Annotated in this window: 13 protein-coding genes and 1 tRNA gene; 8 read left to right on the top strand and 6 right to left on the bottom strand. The window is 67.7% G+C overall.

Annotation, left to right across the window (positions count from 1 at the left end; all coding sequences use genetic code 11):
- The first annotated feature begins 9 nt into the window (after positions 1-9).
- Entirely contained in the window at positions 10-1,791 is a 1,782-nt protein-coding gene (locus tag G9V96_RS07645) for a 2-oxo acid dehydrogenase subunit E2 (protein WP_168582494.1), read from the top strand.
- Between the two features lie 307 nt (positions 1,792-2,098).
- Here the strand turns inward: G9V96_RS07645 and G9V96_RS07640 are convergent, their stop codons facing one another.
- Positions 2,099-2,962, bottom strand: coding sequence for a maleylpyruvate isomerase family mycothiol-dependent enzyme (locus tag G9V96_RS07640; protein WP_168582493.1), 864 nt, complete (start codon positions 2,960-2,962; stop codon positions 2,099-2,101).
- A 27-nt stretch (positions 2,963-2,989) separates the two neighbouring features.
- Between G9V96_RS07640 and G9V96_RS07635 the strand changes: the two genes are divergently transcribed.
- The 3 genes from G9V96_RS07635 (at position 2,990) to G9V96_RS07625 (ending at position 7,090) form a co-directional block, all read left to right on the top strand.
- The gene (locus G9V96_RS07635) at positions 2,990-5,110 is read left to right on the top strand and encodes a bifunctional copper resistance protein CopD/cytochrome c oxidase assembly protein (RefSeq protein ID WP_226913219.1); all 2,121 of its coding nucleotides are present in this window, start codon (positions 2,990-2,992) and stop codon (positions 5,108-5,110) included.
- Between the two features lie 3 nt (positions 5,111-5,113).
- Positions 5,114-5,902 (top strand): nitrilase-related carbon-nitrogen hydrolase, encoded by a 789-nt coding sequence (locus G9V96_RS07630; protein WP_168582492.1) that lies wholly within the window; start codon positions 5,114-5,116, stop codon positions 5,900-5,902.
- A gap of 138 nt (positions 5,903-6,040) precedes the next feature.
- Positions 6,041-7,090: a saccharopine dehydrogenase gene (locus tag G9V96_RS07625; protein ID WP_210424354.1), complete on the top strand. Its 1,050-nt coding sequence runs from the start codon at positions 6,041-6,043 to the stop codon at positions 7,088-7,090.
- Positions 7,091-7,113: 23 nt separating this feature from the next.
- Here the strand turns inward: G9V96_RS07625 and G9V96_RS07620 are convergent, their stop codons facing one another.
- Both G9V96_RS07620 and ligD read right to left on the bottom strand, forming a co-directional pair.
- Positions 7,114-8,112 carry an LLM class flavin-dependent oxidoreductase gene (locus G9V96_RS07620; protein ID WP_226913218.1) on the bottom strand — a complete coding sequence of 333 codons (999 nt, stop codon included), beginning with the start codon at positions 8,110-8,112 and terminating at the stop codon, positions 7,114-7,116.
- A 206-nt stretch (positions 8,113-8,318) separates the two neighbouring features.
- A complete protein-coding gene (ligD, locus tag G9V96_RS07615; RefSeq protein WP_168582490.1) occupies positions 8,319-9,269 on the bottom strand; it encodes a non-homologous end-joining DNA ligase in 951 nt (316 codons plus the stop codon).
- A gap of 191 nt (positions 9,270-9,460) precedes the next feature.
- Between ligD and G9V96_RS07610 the strand changes: the two genes are divergently transcribed.
- The gene (locus G9V96_RS07610) at positions 9,461-9,682 is read left to right on the top strand and encodes a DUF6458 family protein (RefSeq protein ID WP_168582489.1); all 222 of its coding nucleotides are present in this window, start codon (positions 9,461-9,463) and stop codon (positions 9,680-9,682) included.
- 108 nt (positions 9,683-9,790) lie between these two features.
- Here the strand turns inward: G9V96_RS07610 and G9V96_RS07605 are convergent, their stop codons facing one another.
- Complete coding sequence (locus tag G9V96_RS07605) at positions 9,791-11,659, bottom strand: acyl-CoA dehydrogenase (protein ID WP_168582488.1); 1,869 nt, start codon at positions 11,657-11,659, stop codon at positions 9,791-9,793.
- 208 nt (positions 11,660-11,867) lie between these two features.
- Here G9V96_RS07605 and G9V96_RS07600 point away from each other — a divergent pair, with 208 nt between their 5' ends.
- Positions 11,868-13,406 (top strand): CYTH and CHAD domain-containing protein, encoded by a 1,539-nt coding sequence (locus tag G9V96_RS07600; RefSeq protein ID WP_168582487.1) that lies wholly within the window; start codon positions 11,868-11,870, stop codon positions 13,404-13,406.
- Between the two features lie 87 nt (positions 13,407-13,493).
- Here the strand turns inward: G9V96_RS07600 and G9V96_RS07595 are convergent.
- Positions 13,494-13,567: transfer RNA gene (locus tag G9V96_RS07595), tRNA-Gly, on the bottom strand.
- A 315-nt stretch (positions 13,568-13,882) separates the two neighbouring features.
- A complete protein-coding gene (locus tag G9V96_RS07590; protein WP_168582486.1) occupies positions 13,883-15,133 on the bottom strand; it encodes a D-alanyl-D-alanine carboxypeptidase/D-alanyl-D-alanine-endopeptidase in 1,251 nt (416 codons plus the stop codon).
- Positions 15,134-15,401: 268 nt separating this feature from the next.
- On the opposite strand from G9V96_RS07590, the gene dcd reads away from it, so the two are divergent.
- Together dcd and G9V96_RS07580 are read left to right on the top strand one after the other, a co-directional pair.
- The gene (gene dcd, locus G9V96_RS07585; RefSeq protein WP_168582485.1) at positions 15,402-15,977 is read left to right on the top strand and encodes a dCTP deaminase; all 576 of its coding nucleotides are present in this window, start codon (positions 15,402-15,404) and stop codon (positions 15,975-15,977) included.
- Positions 15,978-15,982: 5 nt separating this feature from the next.
- Positions 15,983-16,636, top strand: a complete 654-nt coding sequence (locus G9V96_RS07580) for an alpha/beta hydrolase (protein ID WP_168582484.1) — start codon at positions 15,983-15,985, stop codon at positions 16,634-16,636.
- The last annotated feature ends 23 nt before the right edge of the window (positions 16,637-16,659 follow it).

Here is a 16,659-nt window from a genome sequence, read left to right as displayed (position 1 = left end):
GGAATCGTTATGGGAGTCAAGCGTTTCAACCTCCCCGACCCGGGTGAGGGCCTGACCGAGGCCGAGATCATCTCCTGGCGGGTCAAGCCAGGGGACACGGTGAAGGTCAACCAGATCGTTGTCGAGATCGAGACGAGTAAGTCGCTGGTGGAGTTGCCGATCCCGTGGGAGGGCACCGTCACCGAACTGCTCGTCGCCGAGGGCACCGAGGTCGAGATCGGCACCCCGATCATCGCCGTCGAGGTCGCCGGTGCAGCGGACGATCCAATCTCCGGCGACCCCAACGCGGGTGCTACCCCGGAAGCCGCCGTTGCGGGGCTGATGGCCGGGGCTGCCGACGACGGCGCCGAGGTTCCCGGTTCGGAATCCCGAGTTGTGGATTCACCCGGCAGCGCCGCCGGAGTGCAACGGTTCCTGCTCCCGGACCCGGGGGAGGGCCTGACCGAGGCCACGATCATCGCCTGGAAGGTCGCACCCGGTGATGCGGTGAAGGTCAACCAGATCGTTGTCGAGATCGAGACGAGTAAGTCGCTGGTGGAGCTGCCTATCCCGTGGGAAGGCACTGTCACCGAGCTGCTTGTGGAGGAGGGCGTCGAGGTCGAGATCGGTACCCCGATCATCGCCGTCGCGGTAGCTGGGGCGGCTGCGCCGGCCCAGGCAGCCGAACCGGACGAGCCTGCCGCCAAGCGGGAACCGAACCTCGTCGGCTACGGCGAGATTGCCGGTTCCACGTCGCGGCGTCGCCGCCGCGCAGCCCCAGCGCCTGCGGCCTCGGCGGAACCTGCCGCGCCGAAAACTGAGCCGGCACCCACGCCGGCGCCTGCGCCCACGGCTGAACCGGCACCGGCATCGCCCACGGCTGGGCGGCCGTTGGCCAAGCCTCCGGTTCGTAAGTTCGCCAAAGACAACGGCATCGACCTGGCACAGGTGCCAGGGACCGGTAAAAACGGCATCATCACCCGCGCCGACGTCGAAGCCTTCCTCTCCGGTGCAGGTGAAAGCCCTGCCCAGAACGAGCAGCAGCCACCCGTGGCCGCTGCCCCGGCTGCTGGCGCAGCAGCTCCCCGGGCAGGGGAGCGGGAGACGCGCATCCCGATCAAGGGGGTGCGCAAGATGACGGCGCAGGCCATGAGTGCGAGCGCGTTCACCGCACCGCACGTCACCGAGTTCATCACCTTGGATATCTCGGCGACGATGGAACTCATCGAGCGGCTCAAAACCGACCGGGAGTTCCGCGACGTCAAGGTGACCCCACTGTTGGTGGTGGCCAAGGCGGTGCTGCTGGCCTGCAAACGCAACCCGGGGATCAACGCCACCTGGGACGAGGCGAGCCAAGAGATCGTCCAGAAGAACTACGTCAACCTGGGCATCGCCGCCGCTACCCCACGCGGCCTCATCGTGCCGAACATCAAGGACGCTGACGCGATGAACCTGCGTCAGCTCGCTGAGGCGATGGGTTCGCTGGTGGAGACGGCCCGCGCGGGTCGGACCCAACCGGGCGACATGTCCGGTGGGAGCATCACCATCACCAACGTCGGGGTCTTCGGTGTCGACACCGGTACGCCGATCATCAACCCCGGTGAGGCAGCCATCCTCTGCTTCGGCGCGGTGCGCCGGATGCCGTGGGTCGTCACCGCGGCCGATGGCACCGAGACGATCCAGCCGCGCTGGGTCACCCAGCTCGGGTTGAGTTTCGACCACCGCCTGGTGGACGGCGATCTGGGCAGTCGGTTCATCGCCGACGTCGCCGCAGTCCTGGAGGACCCCGCCAAGGGGCTCATCTGGGGCTGATCGTCAGCGGCACAACTGGCGGCGCCACTCGCACGACGTGCGGGTGGCGCCGTTGCGTGTCGTGGGGGGGGGCTTGCCTGCGAATCGATGCGCTTCGACCGGCATCGGAACGCGGCTTGAATGGGGATGCTCAACCTCGGCTGCCCAGGTGCTCGCCGCTCCCGCAGCGGTGGATAGTCCCGATCCGAGAGCGCATGGCAAATGGCGTCGACGGACTTCAGCCCGCCGTCCGTTGCCGAGGCCGTCGCCAGGCCCCGATCCGGTCGCGAAAGTGATGCGGACGCGAGAGCGAGATCCAGCGGCTAGATCAGGGGGTGAGGGTGAGTTCGTCCAAGACCCGCTTGGCCACTGCCTCGTCGCCGTGCACGCTGTAATGCAGTTCCTCGGTGCTGCGACGGCCGGCAGCGCGGCGGGTGAAGGCCTCGGTGCTCATTTGGATGCTCGTCGTCTTGCCGATGACGGGGATCGGACCGGTCTCGTCCGTGCCGCGGGAGAACATGACATGCCCGCTGATGCTGCCGTCGGCTTCTTGGGCCACTCGCACACCGGTGCGGGCCACGACCGGGCCGGTCAACTCGAGCATGACCACCTTGCCCGGTTCGACCTCGGCGCGCTTGACGACGACCTTGGGCAGCTGGTCGAGGGCGAACTCGCAGAAGAGGGCCGCAGCGGCGGAGTCCAGGTCGCCGGGGCGACCCAGCGCTGCGCGGATGTCCTGCTCGTGGCACCACAGGTCCCGGATACGCATCCGCAGCAGTTTGCCGAACTCCACCTCGCCCAGGGGCGAGTCGACCAACGTGGTCTCGGTGAGGTCCGTGTCACGCAGTTGACCCAGCCGACGGGCCATCACGTGCTGCAACTCGGCCACGATCTCTTTGCCGGGTCGCGAGCGGCGCAGCTCGACGCCGGCCTCCATCGTGCGACCGATGTCGTTGTGTACGTGGGGGTAGTCCGGCACCTCCACCTGCGGGTCGGGCCGTCCGGCCAGGGCAGATTCGAGGCTGACCACGTGCGAGAGCTGATCCTTGACCGTCCAACCCGGGCATTCGGTGGGCTTGTCGAAGTCCTCGTCCGAGCAAGGGAAGGCAAGATCGATCACTGCCTGAGCGGTGTGCGCGTACGCGGCGATGAGGCCAGTCAGATCTTCGGGAGCGGCCGGATGCATTGGCATGCCCTCACCCTATCTAGGCTGGGTGACATGGCCACCTCGGAGACGGTTCGGACTTCCTCGCCGGCGGCGAGGGAAAAGGGCGCGCCGCCCTCTGCTGCGTTCATTGCCCCCTATCTGGCTGCCCTGGTGGCGATGGTGATCGGGGCGCTGTCCACCGGAGCGTTCGCACAACTCCTCGGATTCTCCGACGGCGGAATGATCGCCCGCTACGGCCTGCCGGTGGCCCGCGCCGTGCTCGACGTCTCCGCCTCGCTGACTATCGGCCTGCTGCTGCTGGCAGGCACGATGATCCCCGAACGCACCTCCACCCACCGCCGCCGTAGAGCCACCCGGCTGGCCACCCTCACCGGAGCGGTGTGGGTGATCGCGGGTCTGAGTTTCATGTTGCTCTCGGTCTCCAACATCTCCGGGGTCCACGTCAGCGACCCGAGCTTCGGCGCCCAGGTGGTCTCGGTGATGTGGGCCTTCGATTACTTCCGCGTCATCCTCATCAGCACGATGGTGGCGCTGGTGGTCACCATCGGATCGGCGGTAGCCCGCTCGACGGCCTCGATCACCTGGATGGCGGCTCTGGGCGTCCTCGCGTTGTTGGTGCTGGCTCTCATCGGCCACGCGGCCGGTGCCGCCGCTCACGACACGGCCGTGAACTCGATCGCGGTGCACGTGGCTGCAGCGGCGGTGTGGTTGGGCGGGCTGGCCGCCCTGGTCATCCTGCGTCCCGTGCTCGGTGAAGCGCTGCCGGTGGTAACCCGGCGCTTCTCGGTACTGGCGGCCTGGTGCTACGGCGGGGTCGGGGTCTCCGGGGTGCTCAATGCCTCGCTGCGGCTGAACGGGTTCTCTGATCTGAGCAGCAGCTACGGAATGGTGTTGCTGGCCAAGGTCGCAGCCTTCGTGCTGCTGGGCCTGGCCGGTTGGCGGATGCGTCGGCGGTTCCTTGTCCGCCTCGGCGCGGACCCGGCCTCCCGTTCGGCGTTCGCCGGTTTCGCCCTGCTGGAGATCGTCCTGATGGGGGTGGCCGCCGGGCTGGGGGTGGCCCTGTCCAGGTCTGCCCCGCCGGTGCCGCAGCAGGAATCGGCCGACATCGTCACCTCACTGACCGGCTACCCCGACCCCGGCGGCCCGCCGCGAGGAATGGACTGGTTCACCACCTTCCGCCCGGACTGGCTCTTCCTGGCCGCAGCGGCCCTGGCCTGCGTGCTCTACATCGCGGCCACCATCCGGCTGCACCGGCGAGGCGACTCCTGGCCGGTGCACCGCACGCTGTTCTGGGTGGCGGGATGGTTCGTCTTCCTGTGGACCACCTGCGGGGCGCCCGGGGTGTACGGCAAGATCCTCTTCTCGGCGCACATGCTCATGCACATGACCCTGACGATGGGCATCCCGCTGTTCCTGGCCTTCGGCGCGCCCTTGACGCTGGCGTCCCGGGCGCTGCCGGCCCGTAAGGACAAAACCCTTGGCCCGCGCGAAATCCTGCTCAAATCAGCGCATTCGCGGTGGATGAACTTCTGGGCCAACCCGGTCGTGGCCGGCATCAACTTCTCCGGCAGCCTCTACCTGTTCTACTTCAGCGGACTGTTCGAGCTGGCCCTGCGCACGCACACCGGGCACATCATGATGGTCGTGCACTTCATGCTGGCCGGTTACGTCTTCGCCTGGGCGTTGATCGGTATCGACCCCGGGCCCAAGCGTTGGCCGCCGTCGCTGCGCCTGGTGTTGCTCTTCGCCACGATGAGCTTCCACGCCTTCTTCGGTATCGCCATCATCAGCTCCACCGAACTCATGGCCGGTGACTTCTTCACCCAACTGTCGCTGCCGTGGGTCACCGATCTGTTGGCCGACCAGGAGCAGGGCGGTGGCATCACCTGGGGGATCGGGGAGTTCCCGATGTTGGCGCTGGCGCTGATGGTCGCCTTCACCTGGATGCGCGCCGACGAGCACGAAGCCAAGCGCAAGGACCGGCAAGCCGGCCGGGATCACGACGCCGAACTGGAGGCCTACAACGCCGCCATGCGGGAGCGAGGTCGGATGCTGCGGGAGGCCGAAAGCGCCGAACTCGCGCACGGTGCCCGGGTCGAGGGTGCGCTGCCGCGCCCCCGGCGGCGTCCGGACAGCGGCGCCGGCTCGGGGCGACAAGACGGGCAGGCGTGAGCGATGCGGGTAGCCGCGATCCAGTTCGCCTATGACAACGACGAGGGCGTTCAAGCCCGACTGCAGCGCGCTCTCAGCGTGGTCGCCCAGCAGCGCGGGGCTGACCTGGTTGTCCTGCCGGAGCTGTGGTCGGTGGGTGCCTACCGAACCTCCGCCTGGACGGCCCGCGCCGAGACCCTAGCCGGGCCGACCGTGACTGCTCTGGCGCAGGTCGCGTCGCAGATCGGCGCGGTCGTGCACGCCGGGTCCATCATCGAACGCGACGAGAGTGGCGCGCTGCACAACACTGCGGTGTTACTCGGACCGGACGGCTCGCTCCTGGCGACCTACCGCAAGATCCATCGGTTCGCGGCGGGCGGGCGCGAAGGGGAACTGCTGGAACCCGGCACCGAGGTCGCGATGATCCACCTGCCGCTGCGTGATGGCTCCAGCATCCGAACCGGCCTGTCCACCTGCTATGACCTGCGCTTTCCCGAGCTGTACCGTCTGCAGGTCCAGCGCGGCGCGGAACTGTTCATCGTGCCCGCCTCCTGGCCCACTCCCCGCGCGGACGCCTGGGAAGTGCTCATGCGGGCTCGGGCGTTGGAGAATCAGTGCGCCCTCATCGGGGTCAACGCCGCGGGCGTCGACGGCAAGACGGCAATGGCCGGGCGCAGCGCCATCATCGACGCCTGGGGGCGTCCGCTGGCCGAGTTGGGGCAGGCGGAGGACGTGTTGGACTACGAGCTGAACATCGGTGATGTGCACCAGGCTCGTGAGGCGCTGCCGGTGCTGCGAGACCGCGTCCTGTAGTCGATCAGCGCCGGCCCACCGGTCCTGGAACGAGGCAGTGGCACGGCGTAGCCGGGACGAGGCGGAAAGGTCCTGCTAACGGGGTGTACGAGCGGCGCTGGTGTGGCAGGCTCGCACCGACCGACCGAAGGAGATCCCGTGACCACTCGTCCGCTGCTGTGGATGCGCCATGAAGTACGCCCCGGTGAAGGTCGTGCCGCGATCGTGCCGGAAACGGCCCGAACCCTGATCGAAGCCGGCTTCGAGATCGTCGTCGAAGAAAGCAACCAGCGTTCCTTCGACCTAGCCGAGTACGTCGCCGCCGGATGCCGCACGGCTGCCACCGGAACCTGGCGCGAGGCACCCAAGGATGCAATCGTCGTCGGGCTCAAAGAGTTGCCGAACGACGACGGCCCGCTGGGCGACCACATCTACTTCGGGCACGCCTACAAGGGTCAGCACGGCGCCCGGGACCTGCTGTCCCGGTTCGTGGCCGGCGGCGGGACCCTGCTCGACCTGGAATATCTGTTGGATGAGGACGGGCGCCGATTGGCCGCCTTCGGCTACTGGGCCGGCTACGTCGGTGCGGCGCTGGCGGTGCTGGAGTATCGAGGCGAACTGCCCTCCTCCCCACCGCCCACGAGCAAGCCGGAACTCGACGCGCGGCTGAGCGCCGGCCGCGGCGACCAGCCCCGGGCGCTGGTCATCGGGGCGCTGGGCCGCTCGGGACGCGGGGCCTGCGAAGCGCTTCGAGTGGCGGGCATCGAGACGACCGCGTGGGACGTCGAAGAGACCAAGGACCTGGATCACGCCGCGTTGCGGTCGCACGACATCATCGTCAACTGCGTCATGGTGGCTCACCCCGTGCCGCCGTTCCTGACCGAGGCCGATCTGGATGCCCCGGATCGACGGATCAGCGTCATCAGCGACGTGACCTGCGATGTCACCTCCGAGTGCAACGTGCTGCCGGTCTATGACGACATCACCCGGTGGGAGCAGCCGACCCGCGAACTACGCCCGGCGAACGCCGACCAACCGGCGGTACGCATCATCGCCATCGACAACCTGCCCACCTTGGTTCCGCGGGAGGCCGCCGAGAGCTACGCGGCCGACCTGCTGCCGGTATTGCTGCAGCTACCCGATGGGGCGCCGTGGCAGCGGGCCCGCGAGCGCTTCGCCCAGGCGTTGCGCGAGGAGCACCTGGCCTGAACCGCCCGCCGCCGCAGCAGGCTCTAGTTCAACCCCCAGGCCTGCGCCAGCAGGTCATAGCTGCGGCGGCGTAGCTGGGGGTCCCAGGTGTAGGTGGTGACGATCAGCTCGTCCAGGTCGTAGGCCTGGACGAGGCCGTCCAGTTGCGCCACCACGGCATCGGGGGTGCCGACAGCGTTGAAGGACAACCGCCCGTGCTGTTCCGGGCGCGCTGGGCGCACCTGCTGGGGGTCGGGTGGGTCCAGCGGCGCCAGGCGCCCGGTCTGGATGCGGCGCCGCATCATCAGGCCGGTCGTGGCCAACAACTGAGCTTCTTCATCGGTGGGGGCGCACACGACGTTGACCCCTGCCATGACCTGCGGCGCCTCGATCTGGGCGCTGGGGGCGTCGGTGCGGAAGCGCTCGCGGTAGGTGGCCAGCGCGGGCTCGATGGCGTCCGGGGCGAAGTGGGAGGCGAAAGAGAACGGCAGCCCGAGCGCGGCGGCGACGCTGGCCCCACCGAGCGAAGAACCCAGCATCCAGATCGGCATCTTGGTGCCCTCACCGGGCAGGGCCCGCACCCGCAGCGGGCGCGCCTCGTCACGATCTCCGAAGAGCGCGACCAGGTCGAGGACGTCTTGGGCGAAGGTGTCGAGTTGGCCGTCGCCGCGGCGCAAGGCGGCGGCGGTGATCGGGTCGGTCCCCGGCGCCCGGCCCAAGCCGAGGTCGATCCGGTCCCCGTACAAAGTGGCCAGGGTGCCGTAGTACTCCGCGACCATCAGTGGGGCGTGGTTGGGCAGCATGACGCCGCCGGAACCCAACCGGATCGTCTCGGTGTGGTTGGCGATGTGCGCAAGCAGGACCGAGGTCGCCGAACTCATGAACGTGGAACTGCCGTGATGCTCAGCCATCCAGAACCGGGTGTAACCGGCCTTCTCCACGCTGCGGGCCAGCGCGGTCGACTCCTGCAAGGCGGTAGCGGCATCGCTCCCGGCAGAGGTGGGGGCCAGATCAAGGACTGAAAGGGGGACTCGGTTGCTCACCTCAGGTGCAACACCGGGTGTGGCGCGGCTATTCGCTCGCCGCCGCTGGTACCTGACCCGGCCGCGCCGACCCTGACTCGCCAGGTCGCTAGCTGTTGCGCCCACCGGCTTCCCGCGCCGGTACCCCGGCGCCCCAAGCGCCGCCCAGATCGGTGCATCCGGGGTACGTCGCCAGCGGCGCGCGAGCTTGCCCGATGCGGCCATGCCTACGCCTCGCCTGGTTCGGACAGCCCCTCCCGCTCGTCGCGCTCGGCCCATTCCAGCAGTTCGGTGATGTCGAAGACGGCCTCGTCGATGCCCGCGTGCAGGTCTCCCAGCCGAGCGAAACGATCCGGCATGGTGCGCACCGTGAAGTCATCAGGTTCGGCGTCCGCGATCTCTGCCCAGGTCAGCGGCGCCGAGACGGTTGCGCGGGCGTTCCCGCGGATGGAGTAGGCGGCAGCGATGGTGTGATCGCGGGCGTTCTGGTTGTAGTCCACGAACACTGCGCTGGGGTCGCGGTCCTTGCGCCACCAGGTCGTGCTCACCTGCGCCGGGGCCCGCCGCTGCACCTCGCGGGCGAAGGCCAGCGCAGCCCGCCGAACATCGCCGAACTCGTGTTCAGGCGCGATACGCACGTAGATGTGCAGGCCGTGTCCGCCGGAGGTCTTGGGCCAGCCCGTCGCGCCCAAGTCGTCCAGGACGCCGTGGGCCACCTCGGCCACCTGGCGCACCCGCTGGTAGTCGCAGTGCTCGCCAGGGTCGAGGTCGATCCGCCACTCGTCGGGGCGTTCCACGTCGCTGCGGCGGCTGTTCCAGGGGTGGAACTCGACGGTCGACATCTGCACCGCCCAGATGACGTGCGCGAGTTCGGTGACGCAGAGTTCGTCCACGTCTCGTTCGAAACGGGGGAAGTGCACCGAGACAGTTTCCAGCCAGTCCGGTCCGCCGACCGGGACCTTCTTCTGGTGCACCTTCTTCTCGGTGATGCCCTTGGGGAAGCGGTGCAACATGCACGGTCGCTCCCGCAACGCTCGCACGATGCCCTCGCCGACGCTCAGGTAGTACTCGGCCAGGTCCGCCTTGGTCAGGCCCAGCTCGGGGAAGTAGACCCGTTCGGGGTTGCTGAGGCGCACCGACCGACCGCCGACCTGGAGCTCGATTGCGTCGCTGACCATCTGGCACTCTCCTCGCGGGCTTACCCGGGACGCTACCCAAACTCGCGCCCGCGCACCCCCCAGAAACCACCTGCGCCGAAAAGCGTCGGCGACGGGGGAGGACGAGTCGCGCACACTCGCAGCAACATTGAGCTACAGGTTGGCGGGTGCGCTGCCGATGAGAGGTCGACATTCAATCCTACGGAGGCACCATGTCAGTCGGTCTCGGAATTTTTCTCATCGCCCTCGGCGCGATCCTCAGCTTCGCCGTAAGCGATGCACTTCCGGGGGTGAACCTGCAGATGATCGGCTGGATCTTGATGGCTGCCGGTCTCGCCACGACGGTCATCTCCGTCATCATGATGAGCCAGCGTCGTACCAACGCCGCTCGCACCACCACCACGGTGGAGCGCGACGCCTACGGCCGGCCCTGAGGTCGGCACTGCGGCCAGCGGCCGCCCCCAACGCATGAGCGCGGTCCCGGCCGGTTCGGTCGGGACCGCGCTCTCAGCTATGGATTCGTGCCGCTGCGCCGCTCAAGCTCAGAAAGCCGACTCCGGTACGTCCATCAGGGAGTTGTCCGTGGTCTCGGCGACCTTGCGCTCCCCGGCCAGCAGCGGCAGGACGGTCCGGGCGAAGAACCGGGCCGCCGCCACCTTGCCGGTGTAGAAGTCGGCGTCGGAGCCGGTGGCGCCGGCATCCAGAGCCTTTTGTGCCACGTCCGCCTGGCGCAGTAGCAGCCAGCCGACCATGACGTCGCCGGCCGCCAGCAGCAGACGGGTGGTGTTCTGCCCGACCTTGTACAGGTTGGTGATATCGCCACCCTCGCGCGGGTCGGACTTCATCAACTCGCCGATCATGTAGCCGCCGATGGCTGCGATGTCGTCGACTGCCTGGCCGAGCAGCGCCCGCTCCTGGGTGAGGTTGTCACCTTCGGGTGCGGCCTTCACGGTCTGCATGATCTGCTCGGACAGGAAGGTCAGCGCCTTGCCCTTGTCGCGCACGATCTTGCGGAAGAAGAAGTCCTGACCCTGGATGGCCGTGGTGCCCTCGTAGAGGGTGTCGATCTTGGCGTCGCGCACGTACTGCTCGACCGGGTAGTCCTGCAGGAAGCCCGAGCCGCCATAGGTCTGTAGTGATTCGGTCCCGAGCAGCACCCAGGCCCGCTCCGAACCCACGCCCTTGACGATCGGCAGGAGCAGGTCGTTGACCCGAGCTGCCATGTCAACATCGGAGCCCTTCTCGCCATCCATCGAGCCGGTGGCCAGGAAGTGCTGGTCGACGATGTCTTGCTGCATGGCCGTGAAGAGGACCAGCGCGCGCAAGCCTTCGGCATAGGCCTTCTGCAGCATGAGCGAACGACGCACGTCGGGGTGGTGCGTGATCGTGACGCGGGGGGCGCTCTTGTCGGTCATCTGCGTCAAGTCCGCGCCCTGCACGCGGTCCTTGGCGTACTCCAACGCGTTGAGGTACCCGGTGGACAGGGTTGCGATCGCCTTGGTGCCCACCATCATCCGGGCGTACTCGATGACACGGAACATCTGGGCGATGCCTTCGTGCACGTCGCCGACCAGGGTGCCGACTGCCGGGTGCTTCTCGCCGAAGCGCACCTCGCAGGTGGTGGAGACCTTCAGGCCCATCTTGTGCTCGACGTTGGTGACATAGGCACCGTTGCGTTCGCCCAGTTCACCGCTGTCCACGTCGAACTGGTACTTGGGCACACAGAACAGGGACAGTCCCTTGGTGCCCGGCCCGGCTCCTTCTGGGCGCGCCAGGACCAGGTGGATGATGTTCTCGCTCAGGTCATGCTCACCGGAGGTGATGAAGCGCTTCACGCCCTCGATGTGCCAGGTGCCGTCTGGCTGCTGGACGGCTTTGGTGCGTCCGGCGCCGACATCTGAGCCGGCGTCGGGCTCGGTGAGAACCATCGTCGATCCCCACTGTCTGTCGATCATGTGCTGGGCGATCTTCTTCTGGTCCTCGTTGCCCAGTTCGAACAGGACGCGGGCGAAGCCGAAACCGGCCGAGTACATGTAGACAGCCGGGTTGGAGCCGAGCACGAGTTCGGCGCTGGCCCACTGGATCGAGGGGGGCACGACGGTGCCGCCGAGTTCGGCAGGGACGCTGAGCATGGGCCAACCTGCGTCGCAGTAAGCCTTGTAGGACTTCTTGAACGACTCCGGGAGGGTCACCTCACTGGTCGCGGGGTCGAAAACCGGCGGGTTCCGGTCGGAGTCCAGCAGGCTCTCGGCCAACTCGTTCTCGGCCAGGCGTGCAACTTCGGCGAGGATCTCTCGTGCCGTCTCAGCGTCGATCTCTTCGTAGGGCCCGGTGCCGAGGATGTCTTGGCGTCCGAGGACCTCGAAGAGGTTGAACTCCAGGTCACGAAGGTTGCTCTTGTAGTGGCCCACTAGGTCTCCCCGTTCGATGGTGGATTGGGCGCGGTGGCCCGGGCGAGGCGTTACCCGCCAGTAGGTTCCCAGGATGGACGACAGTTGCCCACCGTGCAAGGGGAGGTGGTCTCCTCGGACGGCTCTATCTCTCGCCCGGCGCTAGGCAAAAGTGAACAATAGGTAAACAATGATGAGAGACAGCAGACGGCGCGGAAGAAGGATCGACATGGCAGACGACATCGACCCGAACGAGGCCCCTGCGCCGCAGGTGGAGATTGAGAAGGAGCTGAAGTTCGAGGTCCCACGCCGGTGGAGCATGCCGTCCCTGGTCGGGATGGGGCGGGTGCAGAGCGTTAGCCAGCCCCGGCGGATGACCCAGAGCGCGACCTATATCGACACCCCTGACCTGGACCTGTTGCGGGGCCGCTGCACCCTGCGCCGCCGGACCGGCGGCACCGACGCCGGTTGGCACCTGAAGACCCCCGGGGACGAGAAGGGACGGGTTGAGCACCGCTTGCCGTTGGGTCGTTCAGCCGTGTTCGTGCCGGGGGAGTTGCGCAGCGAGGTGGCCGATCTCATCGGTTCCAAGCCCCTGGTACCCGTTGCGCTGCTGCGCACCCGCCGCACCCGCCGCGAACTCGCCGCGGACGACGGCACCGTGCTCCTGCTGGTCGAGGATGACGTGGTGGAGGCGACCACCTATCTAGATGGCGAACGGGTTCATCGCTGGCGTGAGGTCGAGGTGGAACTCGTCGAGGGCGACGAGACGGACCTGCGGGTGGTGGCGGATGCTTTGCTGGAACGGGGTCTGACGCATTCGGACAGCCCGTCCAAGCTCAGCCGGGCGCTGGCGCAGCCGCTGGCACAGGTGCGCGGCAAGAAGGGCGATAAGAGCGCCGGCGATGTGGTGCTGCGCTATATCGGTAAGCAGGTGGGTGTGCTGCAGAGCAGCGAAGCTGAGGTCCGCGCGGATGCCCCGGACGCGGTGCACCGAGCCCGGGTGGCCACCCGCAGGCTGCGCAGTGCGTTGCGCAGCTACCGCCGGATCCTCAACCGAACCGAGACCGACCCGCTGCGAGCCGAGATCGCCTGGTTGACCGGTGTTCTGGGTGAACCACGTGATGCAGAGGTGATGCGTGAACGCCTGCTGCGCCTGGCTGACACCCTGGAGCCGGAGCTAGTGGTGGGACCGGTGCTGGCCCGGCTACGCGACACCTTGGAAGCAGAGCATCGCCACGCGCACGAGCAATTGGTTCGGGCGCTGGATTCCCAACGGTATGAGCGGCTGCTGGCCGACCTGACCGATCTGATCATCAACCCCGCCCTGCTGCCTGCGGCTGAGGAGCCCGCCGAGTCTGCACTGCCCGAACTGGTGGCCAAGGCCTCCAGCGCAGTTTCGAAACAGGCCGACAAGGCGCGGGTGATCCAGGACGAGGACGAGCGCGAAGAAGCCATCCATGACGTGCGCAAGCGCGCCAAGGCGGCGCGCTACGCGGCCGAAGCGGCAGGCAAGGCCACCGGCGGTGCGGGCAAACTCGCCGACGCCTGGACCGAACTGCAGGAGGCCCTCGGCGACCACCAGGACAGCGTCGTCTCGCGCGGCGTCATCTTGCGGTTGGCGCACGAGGCGCGCGAAGCCGGGGAGGACACCTTTACCTACGGGGTGCTCGCTGAGCGCGAATACGCCTTCGCCCGTGGGGTGGAGGCTCGCTATACCCCGTTGCTCAAGGGCGCCATCAAGGCCTCGAAGCGGTTGGGTTGTTGAGGCTCTAGAGACGAAGAACGGCCCCGCGGGTGCGGGGCCGTTTCTCGTTCTGCGGTGGTGTGTCGCGTGCCGCCGCAGGCGGTGCATTGGAGCGAGTGACGGGAATCGAACCCGCGTGTTCAGCTTGGGAAGCTGATGTTCTACCATTGAACTACACTCGCATTTTCGCAGGTCAGCTACCCTTTTGAGGTTTTGCTCACCCTGAGATCCGCTTCTCTGGTGCCAAGCGGCAGCGACAGTCTACGACAACTTGCGCGCCTTGTCGGCAGGCCCCCCGTGCGGGATGTCCATCAGTGGCCGGCGCCGCTGCCTGTCCCGGCGAATCGGCCCGATCTGCGACGCGGTACCCGACGCTTCGATCACGCGCTGGTCCCGTTAGCGCCGCGGACGGTCGCAGCTCTCATCCGAGATCGCCGGAGGTCCCCCTCAGCGATGAGCCGAGGGCGCTCCGACGCCCACGGCCCCGCAGGCTCCGTTCAGCTGCACCCGACTACGGAGGTCGCCAAGGTGTCCATGGCGTAGCGCACCGCTGAGGTTTCGCTGCGTCCGTTCTCGATGAAGACGAAGACCCGGTTTCGCCCATCGGAGCCCTTGGCGACCCCGGCCAGGGCGACGGCGTCGCCCAGCGTGCCGGTCTTGGCCAACACTCGCCCGGTGGCGCAGCGCTGCGCCGTGGAGCGGAAGCGTGCCCGTAGCGTGCCGCTCTGTCCCGCGCGGGGCATCGAGGACGGGGCAAAGGCGACCGAGCGGGTGGCGGGGTCGTCCCACAGCTTGTCCACGACACTGCTCAGAGTGCGCACCGGCATCCGGTTCGAGCGCGAAAGCCCCGAACCGTCGTAGGCCCGGTAGCCCGCCAGGGGCACCCCGGTCTCGGTCAGCACGGCGCGCTGATGGGCCAGCGAAGAGGACCAGGTCGGGTAGCGCCCGGCCTCCAGCGCGGATAACCGCAAGAAGTATTCGGCATAGTCGTTGTCGCTGACCCGCAGCATCTGGCCCAGGAGTTCGCGCACCGGGGCAGACCAGCTTGCCGAGAGCTCCCGTCGAGCCGCCGGGGCGGTGGCGCTGCCCACGGTGCGTACGTTCACCCCATAGCTCTTCAGGTGGGTCGCGAACGTCGACGCCGCAGCGAGGGTGCCGTTCGAGCCGCGGTAACCGCGCAGGGTCAAACCTCGGACGTGCTGAACCTCTTTGTGGGTGAGGTAAGAGCTCTTCCACCCCGTGGCCGAAGTCGGCGCCGGGAACACTGAGGCGTCACCGTACACCGTCACCGTGTTGACCCCCTGAGCCTTCAGGGCGCTCGCGCTGCGGGCGGCGAGGGTTTTCAGCTTCGCCGAAGTCAGGCTCGGATCGCCGGCTCCCTTGAGGTAGACATTGCTCGGGACGGCCTTGCTCTGGTAGCTGCGCGTCACGAGCTGGTGCTTGGGTGACATCGAGTGCAGCGCGGTGTACGCCGTGATGACTTTCTGGGTGGAGGCAGGCATCCGGGTGCGGCCGGCGTTGTGGGACCACAGCGTCTTCCCGCTGGACTCGTCGATGACGATCCCCGACAGGTTCGCGCCCAGGTAGCGGCTGCTGGCGGCCTTGCTCAACGAACCGGCCATTCCTCCCGGCGTGATCTGGGTGCGGTTCGCGACGCTCTGCGGCGCTGCGTGAGCGGCATTCAGGGTGGGAACAGCAGACATCGCGGTAGCGAGCATCAGGGCGGCCACCGGGAGGGAGCGTCGCATTCAGAGTCCTTCGTCGTCGGAATGGTGCTGACGAGCCCCCGCACATGTCACGTCGCCGGGTGTGAGCCGATAACGAGGCGCACAAGTACCCGCAGGTTCCTGTCGGCTCGGAAGCCTCCGTCCTGAGAAGGGGCGCCGAAAGATTCGCGATGCCCCGGCTAGGCAGTCCCGTTGTATGCCAGGCTCGTTCGCGCCCTGCGCGCGCGGCTGCTACTTCGGCCGCAGCCGATGCAGGTGAAGAGAGAGCTAGGACCGGTAGCGTGTTCCCGTGCTGCTCTCCGATCGCGACATCAAGGCCCAGATCGATGCTGGGCGGGTCCGGCTCACCCCGTACGACGAGACGATGGTGCAGCCCTCGAGTATCGACGTGCGCCTGGACCGGTACTTCCGGCTGTTCGACAACCACAAGTACCCCTTCATCGACCCCGCCGAAGAGCAGCCCGAACTGACCCGCCTGGTGGAGACCGAGGAGGGTGAGCCTTTCGTGCTGCACCCCGGGGAGTTCGTGCTCGGCTCCACCTACGAATGCGTCGGCTTGCCCGAAGACGTCGCGGCCCGGGTGGAGGGCAAATCCTCCCTCGGTCGACTCGGCCTGCTCACCCACGCCACGGCTGGATTCGTCGACCCCGGCTTCGAGGGGCACGTCACCCTGGAACTGAGCAATGTGGCCACCCTGCCTATCAAGCTGTGGCCCGGTATGAAGATCGGCCAGCTGTGCTTCTTCCAGCTCTCATCACCGGCCGAGCACCCGTACGGCAGTAAGGCCTACGGCTCGCACTATCAAGGTCAGCGCGGGCCCACCGCCAGCCGCTCCCACCAGGGTTTCCACCGCACCCAGGTCTAGCCACGGTGGCCCGCATCCATCGGCGTCGTCCCCTGCAGCGACCCGAACTCAGCCTCACCCGGGGACCGCAGCCCGCTGCTGGGCTGGTCGTGGTGCTGCACGGCGGCCCGGAACGCGGCTTCGCCCCCACTCGACGTTGGAGCGCCCCCTACCTGCGGATGTGGCCCTTCGGTGCCGCCATCCGGGAGGCCTCCGCCGAGCGGATCGCCGTGATCCGGGTGCGCCACCAGCACACCGGTTGGAACGGCGGCGAAGAAACAACCCTGGGCGAGGCTTCCTTACTCCTTGACGAGATCGCCGCCCGTGCACCCTGGCTGCCGGTGGGTCTGCTCGGGCACTCCCTGGGCGGGCGAACGGCGTTGCGGGCAGCTGGACATCCTGCGGTGCGATCCGTAGTGGCCCTGGCGCCGTGGGTGCCTGAGGGCGAGAGTGTCGAGCAGCTCGCGGGGCGAGCGGTGCTCGTGGTTCAGGGCAGCCGCGACCTGGTCTGCCCCGTCGCTGACACCGACGCTTACGTCCAGCGGGCGCGCGAGGTCGGCTCCGACATCACCTACGAGCGGTTGCACGGTTGCGGGCACCTGATGATTCGGCGCGCCGAGTACTGGCACAGCCTGGCTGCTCGGCACCTCTGCACCACCCTGTTGTCGAACCCGGCCTGACCTTGCCTGCTTCCTGACGTTCG

Source organism: Gephyromycinifex aptenodytis, assembly GCF_012277275.1.
Classification (GTDB): domain Bacteria; phylum Actinomycetota; class Actinomycetes; order Actinomycetales; family Dermatophilaceae; genus Gephyromycinifex; species Gephyromycinifex aptenodytis.
This window is presented reverse-complemented; position numbering and strand designations above follow the sequence as displayed.

Bases quoted from the DNA above. Each gene is read 5' to 3' on its own strand.
- G9V96_RS07645 (WP_168582494.1), top strand. From the start codon at position 10: ATGGGAGTCAAGCGTTTCAACCTCCCCGACCCGGGTGAGGGCCTGACC.
- G9V96_RS07640 (WP_168582493.1), bottom strand. From the start codon at position 2,962: ATGCCAATGCATCCGGCCGCTCCCGAAGATCTGACTGGCCTCATCGCC.
- G9V96_RS07635 (WP_226913219.1), top strand. From the start codon at position 2,990: ATGGCCACCTCGGAGACGGTTCGGACTTCCTCGCCGGCGGCGAGGGAA.
- G9V96_RS07630 (WP_168582492.1), top strand. From the start codon at position 5,114: ATGCGGGTAGCCGCGATCCAGTTCGCCTATGACAACGACGAGGGCGTT.
- ligD (WP_168582490.1), bottom strand. From the start codon at position 9,269: ATGGTCAGCGACGCAATCGAGCTCCAGGTCGGCGGTCGGTCGGTGCGC.
- G9V96_RS07610 (WP_168582489.1), top strand. From the start codon at position 9,461: ATGTCAGTCGGTCTCGGAATTTTTCTCATCGCCCTCGGCGCGATCCTC.
- G9V96_RS07600 (WP_168582487.1), top strand. From the start codon at position 11,868: ATGGCAGACGACATCGACCCGAACGAGGCCCCTGCGCCGCAGGTGGAG.
- G9V96_RS07590 (WP_168582486.1), bottom strand. From the start codon at position 15,133: ATGCGACGCTCCCTCCCGGTGGCCGCCCTGATGCTCGCTACCGCGATG.